Source organism: Pseudomonas rossensis, from assembly GCF_039888995.1.
Classification (GTDB): Bacteria; Pseudomonadota; Gammaproteobacteria; order Pseudomonadales; family Pseudomonadaceae; genus Aquipseudomonas; species Aquipseudomonas rossensis.
This window is the reverse complement of record NZ_JBBWCB010000167.1, coordinates 1-10,212: the sequence shown is the minus strand read 5'-3', so window position 1 is coordinate 10,212 and position 10,212 is coordinate 1. Positions and strand designations below refer to the sequence as shown.

General features: G+C 54.2%; 13 protein-coding genes and 2 pseudogenes. 7 read left to right on the top strand and 8 right to left on the bottom strand.

Features of this window, described 5'->3' with window-relative positions; genetic code table 11:
* From WLY71_RS27080 to WLY71_RS27070, 3 genes are all read right to left on the bottom strand, one after another.
* Positions 1-481 (bottom strand): DUF2955 domain-containing protein (locus WLY71_RS27080; protein WP_347805994.1); only part of this gene is annotated, 481 nt, incomplete at its 3' end.
* Positions 471-1,610: an HlyD family secretion protein gene (locus tag WLY71_RS27075; RefSeq protein WP_347805993.1), complete on the bottom strand. Its 1,140-nt coding sequence runs from the start codon at positions 1,608-1,610 to the stop codon at positions 471-473. The genes WLY71_RS27080 and WLY71_RS27075, both read right to left, overlap by 11 nt.
* Positions 1,607-3,160: an efflux transporter outer membrane subunit gene (locus WLY71_RS27070; RefSeq protein WP_347805992.1), complete on the bottom strand. Its 1,554-nt coding sequence runs from the start codon at positions 3,158-3,160 to the stop codon at positions 1,607-1,609. The genes WLY71_RS27075 and WLY71_RS27070 overlap by 4 nt, the downstream gene beginning before the upstream one ends.
* 119 nt (positions 3,161-3,279) lie before the next feature.
* On the opposite strand from WLY71_RS27070, the gene WLY71_RS27065 reads away from it, so the two are divergent.
* From WLY71_RS27065 to yidD, 4 genes are all read left to right on the top strand, one after another.
* The gene (locus tag WLY71_RS27065) at positions 3,280-3,804 is read left to right on the top strand and encodes a transporter suffix domain-containing protein (RefSeq protein WP_347805991.1); all 525 of its coding nucleotides are present in this window, start codon (positions 3,280-3,282) and stop codon (positions 3,802-3,804) included.
* Between the two features lie 294 nt (positions 3,805-4,098).
* The gene (locus WLY71_RS27060; RefSeq protein WP_347805990.1) at positions 4,099-4,416 is read left to right on the top strand and encodes a hypothetical protein; all 318 of its coding nucleotides are present in this window, start codon (positions 4,099-4,101) and stop codon (positions 4,414-4,416) included.
* Between the two features lie 188 nt (positions 4,417-4,604).
* A complete protein-coding gene (locus WLY71_RS27055) occupies positions 4,605-4,847 on the top strand; it encodes a DUF4177 domain-containing protein (protein WP_031598762.1) in 243 nt (80 codons plus the stop codon).
* Positions 4,844-5,050 (top strand): membrane protein insertion efficiency factor YidD, encoded by a 207-nt coding sequence (gene yidD / locus WLY71_RS27050; protein WP_347805989.1) that lies wholly within the window; start codon positions 4,844-4,846, stop codon positions 5,048-5,050. The genes WLY71_RS27055 and yidD overlap by 4 nt, the downstream gene beginning before the upstream one ends.
* 336 nt (positions 5,051-5,386) lie before the next feature.
* Here yidD and WLY71_RS27045 read toward each other — a convergent pair whose 3' ends face one another.
* From WLY71_RS27045 to WLY71_RS27030, 4 genes are all read right to left on the bottom strand, one after another.
* Positions 5,387-6,001, bottom strand: coding sequence for a DNA-binding protein (locus WLY71_RS27045; RefSeq protein ID WP_347805988.1), 615 nt, complete (start codon positions 5,999-6,001; stop codon positions 5,387-5,389).
* A gap of 379 nt (positions 6,002-6,380) precedes the next feature.
* Positions 6,381-7,073 carry a hypothetical protein gene (locus tag WLY71_RS27040; protein WP_347805987.1) on the bottom strand — a complete coding sequence of 231 codons (693 nt, stop codon included), beginning with the start codon at positions 7,071-7,073 and terminating at the stop codon, positions 6,381-6,383.
* A gap of 13 nt (positions 7,074-7,086) precedes the next feature.
* Entirely contained in the window at positions 7,087-8,040 is a 954-nt protein-coding gene (locus WLY71_RS27035) for an MvdC/MvdD family ATP grasp protein (protein WP_347805986.1), read from the bottom strand.
* Between the two features lie 14 nt (positions 8,041-8,054).
* A complete protein-coding gene (locus tag WLY71_RS27030) occupies positions 8,055-8,735 on the bottom strand; it encodes a hypothetical protein (RefSeq protein WP_256672359.1) in 681 nt (226 codons plus the stop codon).
* Between the two features lie 60 nt (positions 8,736-8,795).
* Here WLY71_RS27030 and WLY71_RS31480 point away from each other — a divergent pair.
* The 3 genes and pseudogenes from WLY71_RS31480 to WLY71_RS31475 all read left to right on the top strand — a co-directional run.
* Positions 8,796-8,971 (top strand): annotated as a pseudogene (locus WLY71_RS31480) (ATP-dependent endonuclease); the annotation flags it as partial.
* An 89-nt stretch (positions 8,972-9,060) separates the two neighbouring features.
* Positions 9,061-9,534 (top strand): antitoxin Xre/MbcA/ParS toxin-binding domain-containing protein, encoded by a 474-nt coding sequence (locus tag WLY71_RS27025; protein WP_347805995.1) that lies wholly within the window; start codon positions 9,061-9,063, stop codon positions 9,532-9,534.
* Between the two features lie 25 nt (positions 9,535-9,559).
* Positions 9,560-9,683, top strand: a pseudogene (locus WLY71_RS31475) (restriction endonuclease); the annotation flags it as partial.
* A 136-nt stretch (positions 9,684-9,819) separates the two neighbouring features.
* Here WLY71_RS31475 and WLY71_RS27015 read toward each other — a convergent pair.
* On the bottom strand, positions 9,820-10,149 hold the full coding sequence (locus WLY71_RS27015; protein WP_347805985.1) for a helix-turn-helix domain-containing protein: 330 nt from the start codon (positions 10,147-10,149) through the stop codon (positions 9,820-9,822).
* Positions 10,150-10,212 lie beyond the last annotated feature (63 nt).

The following is a 10,212-nucleotide window of genomic DNA, read 5'->3' as shown; positions in this document are numbered from 1 at the left end:
GGAATACCCCATGACTGAACGCCACGACGACAACGGCGAGCAGCAAACCCTTGACCAGTGCGCCGATGACCATCGCCGCCAGATCGAATTCGGCGATACCGGCCGAGGAGATCATGGTCAGGCCAATCACCAGGAAGGTCATGATCAAGGTGTTGCCGCCGCGCAGGCCAAAGCGGAAGGCCAGGAACAGACCGACGCTGATCAATAGCACGCCGCTGATGGGGTAATAACGCAGGACCGGGATCAATAGCAGGCCGGTGCCGGTGGTCAACATGGCGGCCAGTGCGAGAACCAGTCCGGCCTTGAAAGGCAGCGGGCGATTGACCGAGGCCAGCAACAGCAGGCAAAGCACCGGCGCCATAAAAGGAATCGGCAAGCCCAGGCCGAAACTGGCGGTGAGGCACAACGCTGTACCGGTGGCCAGGCGCAGTGCGCGTTGATCCCGCGGCGTGCGCCGAGTAGACACACCCTTAATAGGCATAGCTCAGCCAGCTCATGAACCCCACAAACACGCGGCCGAGTGGGTTCAGCGGATTGCCCTCGGTGGGGAAGGCCATGACTTCGGCCTGCCCACCGGCACGGATCCCCCTACTGTCACGCAACGTGTTCAATGAGTCTGGCGAAAACTCGATAATGACCGGAAAACGCTGGGCCGGACGCAACCAATCGCGGCTGTTCTGCACGCTGGGCAAGGTGCCAGGCGGAGGTGTCTGCCCCACGCTGACGCCGTAACCGACGCTGCGCACGCGCCCCTCGAAGACCTCGCCCGGCAGAGCATCCAGAACAATCGAAACCGGCGTGTCGAGCTTCACCAGACCGAGGTTGTTCTCGGTCATGTCCGCACTGATCCACACATCATGAATGGCGATCAGGGTCATGACCGGGCTACCGGCAGCAGCGAATTGCCCAGCGTCAGTACGCAGATCCGTAATCAGTCCGGCCGAGCGAGCGCGAATCTGCGTGTTGGACAGATCCAGTTCGGCTTTGGACAACGCCGTGGCGGCACTGCGCAGCAAGGCGTTGTCTTCCTCGCTACCACCTTCCTGTTCACGCGCGCGCTGTACTTCGGCGCGGGCAGCGGCGACCTGACTCACAGCCTGTTCGCGGTTGGCGCGAGACACTTCGAGCAGCCGTACGGAAATGGTGCCGGGGTCTTCGCGATACAAACCCTCAAGACGCTGATTGTCCTGGCGCGCCTTGAGCTCATTGGCCTGGGCGGCCCGCAAGTTGGCTTGCGCCGAGGCAATGCCGGCGGTGCTCGCACCGATCTGTCGGCGGGTCGATTCAAGGTCGGCGCGCGCACGGTCGACGGCAATCTGGTACGGCTGCGGGTCCACCTCGAAAAGAACTTCGCCGGCCTTGACGTCCTGATTGTTGCGCACGTTTACCCGGGTCACGCGGCCTGCCACTTCCGAGGCGACCGGAATCACAAAGGCGCCCACCCGGGCCTGTTGTGTGTAGGGGGTGAAACGATCCGCCAACAGGTACCAGGTCAGACTCAGGAGGATCAGTAGGAGGATCCACTTGATGCCTTTTTTCGCCGGGTCGGCAGCCGGCGCTGGTGCCTGGGCGACTGGGGGCTCGGACGTGGAAGGGGCGGTTTCACTCATTGGTCTTTTACCTTGTAAGACATTGGAATGGCAGGCTGTGCAGGGGTGGGCTCTTTCAGCAGATCGCCCCAGTCAGTGCGTTTTTCCATTTGCTGGCGGGTGGTTGGATCAACTTTCGGCTGGGCGCTGTACCAGCCACCGCCCACGGCTTTGTACAAGGCAATGACATTACTCACGGCATTGCTGCGGGCGACCAGGTAATTGTCCTGTTGTTCGAGCAAGGCACGCTGCGCATCCAGCACCCGCTGGAAGTCCGAATAACCTTCGCGATATTGCGCGCTGGCCAACACCAGCGAACGCTTGGCGGCCACTTCGGCCTCACGCAGGATGCGTTCGCGCTCCAGGGATTTGATCAGGCCATAGGCCGCATCGTCCGCCTCGCGTGCCGCCTGGCGAACCTTGTCGCGGTAAGCCTCGATCAGCTGTTGCAACCGCGCATCCTGCACGCGCACGTTGTTGCTGATCTGGCCGTGATCAAACAGATTCCAGCGCAGACTGGGGCCGCCGATCAAATCCAGATTCCGGGGCGTGCCACTGAGCGTGTCGGTTGACCAGACGATGCTGCCCAGCAAGGTCAGCGACGGATAGAAATCACTCTCGGCCACACCGATCAGCGCTGACTGGGCAGCGACATTGAGCTCGGCAGCGCGCACGTCGGGCCGACGCAGCAGCAGGTTGGCCGGTACATCTTGCAACACGGCACGGTCGACCAGCGGGATCAATCCCTCGTACTCGAGCAGTTGCGGCAGTGCGCCGGGCGGCTGACCAATCAACACCGCCAACGCATTGCGGGTGCGCTGGAGCTGATCTTCGAAGTTGGGGATGGTGCTCAACGTGCCCAAGTACTGGGTTCTGGCTTGTTGCAGGTCGAGCTCGGCAGTTTGGCCACTGTTGAAGAGCTTTTCGGTGATCTCGAAGTTGCGTTTTTGCTGTTTGGCGTTTTCCCGGGCGACGCGTAAACGCGCTTCGGTGGTGCGCAGCGAGAAATAGGTATCGGCCACTTGTGCGCGCAGCAGTACGAGCACGTCGTCATAGTTGGCCTGGGCGGCGAAGTAGCTGGCATCGGACGACTCGATGGCGCGACTGAACCGACCCCAGAAGTCCAACTCCCAACCCACATCGAACCCCGCGCTGTGTTGCCAGAAATGGCTGTCTTGCGGGTTGGTCCCGCCGGATTGCCTGCGGTTGAAGTAAAGACTGTCGACACTGGCTTGCTGCAGTTGCGGGTAAAGACCACTTTGAGCAATGCCGAGTTGGGCGCGGGCTTCCATGACGCGCAGGCCGGCGATTTTGAGGCTGGAGTTGCGTGCATCCGACTCGGCAATCAAGTGATTGAGGACCGGATCGGCGAAGACTTGCCACCACTGACGAATGTCTGGGTTCAGGCTGCGTTGGCTGGATTGCTCGAGGGCAGGGGTGCTCCAGTGTTTGACCCATTCTTCGCTGGGCGGCTGGAAGTCCGGCCCAAGCCGTACGCAGCCACTGAGGCCAAATACGCCAAGCAGCACGAACCGGCCAGGCCAATTCAGCAGGGTTGTACCTGGATGCATTACGCATTTCCTGACCAACACAGATCACTGGAGCATAGCCGTCCAAATGGGCACACGGCTGCTACGCTTTTTTAAGCGTCATCAAATCTACTGTGATCTGTTAGAAAGGTACGATGATTATGAATAACACCCCGGGTGTTGTTGAACCCCATTCAGCCGGTTGGCGCTTTAAGTTGGGAATAGTCATTATCTGCTTGATGCTGGGTTCCTGGCTGTTGGTGCCACTCGCAGCGGCAGCCGATGTGCCGGGTTCAAAGATCGCTGCACTGACCGGCGTTCTGTTCATCAGCAACAAAATCCTGCTGATTCTCGCCATTGCCATCATGGGCAAGTCCGGATTCCAACAGTTAAAACGCAGCCTGTTCGGTTATGTGTCCTCACTTGCACCTAGCACGGAAGTTGAAGTGAGCCCATGGCGTCATAGAGTTGGCATCGTGATGTTCTTTGTGCCGCTGATTTCCTCCTTTCTTGAACCCTACATCGACAGCATTTGGCCAGGGCTCAGACCCAACCTCTGGCAAGTTCAAGCGCTGGGTGACGTCATGTTGATCAGTAGCTTTTTCGTAGTGGGGGGGGATTTCTGGGAGAAAGTGCGCGCCTTGTTTATTCGCACCGCTCGTGTCGCAAACACAAGTGCGGCGTGAATAACAACAGTGGGCGAGGGTAGTGAGTACTCGTGCGTTCAAGCACTAATGGCTAGCTCTACTAAAGAGCTATTTAGTTTAGTTATTCCTATGGCGAATATTATATGGGTAGGGTAGCTCAAGCGCGCAGCTATTGGCCAGTTGGCTTTTATCCGGCTACATAGCTTCTAAGAATTCATGCGTGGTCATTTTTGGCACCTTAATCAGCTTTTATCACGCTTTTACTTGCTTAAAATCTACCTTTCCCCCTGATTATGGTACCTTTCTGCTTCGCCATTCGGTTTGGAGGTCGCTATGCTGGTCAAGATCCAAGACGTACCTGAGGAACTGGTGCAAACCTTGAAGGAAATCACCGGCGCTCAAACAGGCTCTAAGGCCTTTTTCTATGCTGCTGAGCTTATGCTCAGATTGAATGATATTACTGATAGGCAAAGCCAAGAGCTGGCAGTTTTGCGCAATGAGGTGAAGCAGTATCGCAGGCTGGTCCAGGCACTCCAACAAAGCACCCAAGCGCTAGCCGAACTCGCAGCGAAAGATCCCAAAACTATCCAAAGCGACACCGATGAGGATTACGCCTGGTGGGATCCTGAAGAAACAGCTGTCGGTAGCTAATGAGGCCTGGCCTGGCCTCAAATCTGACCGGCAGAGCCGCCCAGTCCTGTATAGGAAGGTTCGCATAATGTCGATGACGTTATTACATCTAGAGTCATTGCCAGCAGATGGCTACTATGGCGAGTCATTTTTCTGGCCATCTAGCGGGTCAGTCGGACGTTTATCAAGCCTGACGCAAGGAGAAAGCGATGTACACATACAAGATGGTCCAGGTTCCGCCAAATATTGAGGTTCAGGCAAGTAAACACAAAGGGAATGAGGCCGCAATCTATCTGCAAAATGTCGTCAACGAGTACGCCGAGGAAGGTTGGGAGTTCTATCGCATAGACTCGATAGGCGTGTCGGTGAAGGGTGGCTGTTTTGATGCCCTCATGGGCAAAAAAGACTCGGTGGGCAGCTACTACGTCATTTCTTTCCGTAAGCCACGGTGATTTGCTGGCTATCCTTTTTTGCCATTCGATTCTATCAGCGCATTGCACCGAGTCGCCTTAGAGACGCCTGTAGGTTCGATCCGAGTTGTTCGAACTACGCATTGCTGGCTATTGAAAAGCACGGTGCGGTACGTGGCTGGAAAATGGCACTGAGTCGAATTCACCGGTGCCGGTTTCCAAACGGCGGTGAAGACTATCCGTAATGGCATTTGCTGGATGCTGACGCTCCAGGTCAGAGCAATGGCTTTGACCTGGTTCAAAAAGTGCCTCCCTCGGCCCCCAAGCTTCTATAGGAGGGTTCGCATAATGTATATTATGTTAAATGATGTGTCAGGACGGAACTTTTACCAAAGGTTCTTTCAAGACTACCCGGAAGTAAAAATCTAAATTTATAGGAAGTAAAAATACAAATCCTGGGATTATACCCGGCTTAGGGTTTAGGCTTCGCTTTCAGGCCTTTGTCATAATATTTCAGCGTCCTAATGCTCCTCCACAGAAAAGCGCTGACTCACTAACCCCCCCAAAGTCTGTCGTACCCGCTACGCTTCGGGCTCTGTCGGCTGTATGCCTGCCAATTTCATCGAAAGCTGAAAAACTCGTGCTTGACTGCTACATAGGTCCTGCTCGAGCTTGGCAAGTTTCATGAGGTGTTCATTGTTGAACTCTTCTAGGCATTTTTCTAAGTACAAATTCTGCCTCTGCATGGCTGCTATTTGATCAAGCAATTGCGCCTTGATATGGTTGTCTTCCTGCAGTGCGATCCGAAACTTTCGCTCAGTATCCAAAGCCCTTATCGCTTCAAATTTATCTCTAACTAAACCCGCCCATCTGTGCCGCAGGTTGCGTTTAAGGCTATCTATCTCTCGGCGTTCCGCGTCCGCCTCCTCCTTTACAGTTCTTCTCAGCTCAAGCAAAATTGAAGACAAAATAGATCTTATTTTATCGGGAAATGCCGCAAATGTTTCTTCTGCAGTTTCATTTTCCGCTTCGTAGGCGCGAACTTCGCGAAGCAGTTTCGTGATCGTTGAGTATGAACCTCTGCCAAGAAACTCCCGAACTGATCTTGCTGTAACCGGGACGCTTTGAGCTGACAATTTTGTGACCGCATCGACCACTTGGCTTTTTGAAATCTGTGCGCTCTTTGAAATGCTCATATGATTCCTCTTGTTCGAAAAACGCATCTGCTCCAAGCGCATCATTCGATCTTGTTTGAGTTACTGATCATACAACGGCGGAATTCTCCACCTTTGAGAATGCTTCGATTGTCTAAGCTTCTCTCCAAAGAAAAGAATTTACGCATACAGGCTCTCGGTTTAATTTAAAGCCAGTGTCTCCGCCAATTTGAAACTTTTCATGTCACATTCGACCTCCGTCAAGCGTGCGGTATTCGGTAAAATTAAACTTTTATGGCGCACCGAAACGCCGAATGAGCCGGTTGCCCAGAATCGGCTGGTAGCTACCTCTAGAGTCCATCGGTATTTGCAGCGTCATTGGTCAATGCTAAGGCTCCGGCGAAATCCAGACCTAGGTCCCTTAGGAGAAACACATGACGAGAACTTTGGGGAGTTCGGTTTTCCATAACCCTCCCGCCTGAACGACTATCCAAGTACCGACCGGCCAGACGACTTGGACAACCATCAATACCGTAAAGCTGAGGAATGCTCGCAGAAGATATTCATGCGTCATTTTTATGCCGGTCACCTTCTGATTTGCGGATGGGAAATTAAGAAAGGCTGCCATCGCCAACGATTTTGCGAGAGCCACCTTGGGTTCGTCTTTTTTCCAGCAGGTGGCAATCTCTCCCGGTCCAACTTGAGTGAACCCTGCAACCTTTAAGGTGCTGAAAGCCCAACCTCCAGCTCTCAGTAAATATGCCACCGCCCAGGTGAAGACGAATAGTGAGGTCACACTCAACACCTTGCTCGCTTTATCGTTCCATAGGCTCGGCAATAGAGAGACCAATACGGGAATCAGGGCAGTAATCGCGGCCAGGTAGATCCCCGCCTTAGCATCTGCACTTTTGCGACGATCAGTTTCGGCGTCGAAAATTCGGCGAGCTTCATCGAGTGCGACTTCGCTGTCCTTCGCCCAATCGCCTTCCTTGACTGAGTCGCCGATCTCTTTCATCCAGGTGTCGTAATTGGCTTGGGCATCCGGTGGCAAGCGTTGAATGATCGGCCAGAACCATCGTAGCTTACCAAGCTTCTTTGCGCAGTAGAGGCGCACAGAGCTGCCCTCCTCAACCACGGGCAATCTTCAACAGATCGTCCACGATGGCCGACGCAATTGGATACCCTGTCAAGTTCTCAATCCATGCCCACTGACCATTGGGATTGATTTCAAGAAACCAGAGTTCGTCTTGCTGATCGCAGACTAGGTCAATAGCCCCATACCTCAGCCCCAATCCACTGACGAGTGCAATGCACTGTTTCTGAATCTCGACAGGAAGCTCGATTTTCTCATGCCTCAAATCTGGTCGACTGCCCTGGCGCCAGTCGACCTCGGTCTCAACGTGATCCTGAGACCAGATGGCCGTGGCGAAAACATACTCCCCAACGACGGTGACCCTAACGTCATATTTCTTAACGATCTCTGACTGAACAATAAAGGGTGTCAAAGCGATTGACTGGGCTTGATCATCTTCAAGCTTGCCCAAGCGCGTGGTGAAGATCACTCGCTCGCGCTCCCCTGTAAGCACCGCCTGGCGCAGAGGCTTGCCGATGGCCTGGCCCATCTCAGCAACTTGGCGTGCTGACTCGATATCATTGGTAACGGTGACCGTGGGCACTTTGAATCCAAGCTCATGGGCCATCAGGAGTTGCAGTGGCTTATCTTCGGCTGCAAAGATATTGGACGGCGAATTTAGCCAGCGGCCTCCGAGGCGAGCATAAAAGCTTTTAAGAAAACTGCTCCACTCAGCGGCGATGTAGGCACGCTCGCCAGCATCAGTCACGCTTTCGGGCACATACGGTGCTCCAGGCCGGCGGAAATACGCCGCAGTTATCTGATCACCAGTGATCATGCGGCCATCGATCGAGATCGACCATGCCGAACGAGGGTGACTTGCCATAGCGCAAAGTGACTGAGGAAGGCGTTCGGTATTCAAGCGAAAGTAAGGTACATCGCGACGTCGGATTTCAGCTACGACATAATCCATCGTAATGTCCCGCTGATTCGTAACCAACAACAGCATAGCTCTCCCCCTCCTCAACCTTCGTAGTATCGGGTGTCGAGACCAAAGGTCGGGTCACCGTTGTCGTCATGCTCTAGCTCGACATTGGTTTTGGTGATGAGCTCAAGGATGTGATTGACGTCGCAACGATCGTCGCGCTCCTGAGTCGTGTCAGTTTTTGTCACTAGTTGGAGAAGCTCATTACTTCCACCAGTGTGATTGTCGTCACTTTCCGTGTTGTGAAACGTCTTCGTGAGCAAGTCCAATTGCCAGGGCGCCTCGTCGTCCTGCTCCAAATTGACCTTGGTCTTGGTCATTAGCTCGCTTAAGGCACCTTCCGCAATGACGGGGGCGATTCCGTCAGTCGTGTTCACGACCCACATATCAAGTTCAGTGGAGTAATACCCCGGGATTTCATCGTCTCCTGTACGCGGAATCGCGGCCCTCGCTAAAAATGGCGACGAGGCCAATGCTCTTTCCATAACACCCATAAACTGAACTCCTGTATCCGTTTGACACTGCAGCATAGCGATGGGCGACAATACCATTGCGCCATCAGCCGGGTAAACGTAGAAAGGCGCGAGCTCCTGGAGCGAAGTCAAATGAATCGGGAGCCAGTAGTCGGCATGGTCCCAGGCTCCCAACGGGCAGGTACGTACAGCTTTGTGACGGGTTCTGGCATCCTCAGTTTCATCTTTGGGTTGCAGCAAGCTCATGCAGAATAGTTCTCAGATCTCCGGAATTCGCGTGCTCGCCGCTCGCGAATTTACTAGCCACCCTCCCCAGGCTTCAATTGCCTGATTCGGCCAGGTGACAGCGGAAAATCTACCATTCTGGATGCCATCGAGCTTTGTCTTGGCGCCAGGCGTAGTGCTCCCTTGGGGATACCGACTTTTACAACCTCAACGTCAATGTGCCCATCAGCATTTCAATTACGTTGGGCGACCTGCCGGACGACTGATCAATTCGGTGCAGGCCACCACGCGCGACGCATCAAAGCGGGCTAAGCTAGCTTCAAATGTCGCAACCGAAGTCAGCCAGATGGTTCCTCCTCCTACCCAAACAGCTAAATCGACATTGCCAGCCCGTACGCCTACGGAATACTTGACCCAAGTCAAAATCGAACAGCTCAGCCAGCTCAGTATTTTCTTGCTGGCCAGGGAAGGTTTCGCCCTCAAAGATGTTCAGGCCATGCTCTCGATCTCTGAGCTTTACTCCTCATCGAGGGTCATCGGGCGGATCGTTGGCAAGCCCATCCGAACGAGCCAACGTCAGGGCGATGACTCGAAGACAGCTCGCCTTAACGTTCAGCAGAGCGCGGTGGCCTTCCAATACGCGAAGGTACTAGAGCACGCGACGACTGTTTTTGGCGCACTGCGGCTTGCTGAAGAATGGCTCGATCGACCTTGTAAGCACCTTGCAGGCAGCGTCCCTCTTGACCTTATCGGTAACTCTCTTGGGTTTCAGGCTGTCGAGGACTACCTGGAGCGGGTTGAGTTAGGGGTTTATCAATGACCTACCGGCCTCGGATGGTTGGGTAAGAAACATGGTCATACAGGCCAAAAAACTCCACAGGCTCTGTGGGCAACGCTGCGGTGTTGCAGGCGATCTCTGCTAAAGCGTTCTACGGCGGTGACGAGACCATGGTTGTCACGAACTCCTACTGCACCTTGACGATTACAACCAGCAGCTGATTGAAGTGTTTCAGGTGCAGACTGAACGAGCGTAGGCCCGGATGCGGCAACCGCTACGGCTATGTGCAACACGCTGCAAGGCTGCCATTCTCGGCGCCCGGATAGGCTATGGTTGGCTCGGACTCTTTTGGTCATGTGCAAGTGAAACGGTGTCACTGGGTGAAAGCGAAGCTAATTCGGTTTCAATATTTTTGAGAAGATCGGATACATTTTGCCGATTTTCTTTGTACATATATGCAACAACCATCATGGTCAGTGGATGGACGTTGAGCACTGAGGACAACTGTTCCAGCTTTTCCAGTGTGGGACTTTTCAGGCCTCGCTCCAAGGTGCTCAGATACGTCCGGCTGCTGATATTTGAAAAGTCCTCTTGGGTGAGCTGCTGTCGCTTACGGACCTGTTTGAGCGCAAGGCCAAACGCTGTGTTGAGTTCCAATTTGCCGATTCCGCAAAAGGAACGATGAAGCGCTCTCGAAACCTATAGAGCTACAATCTATAG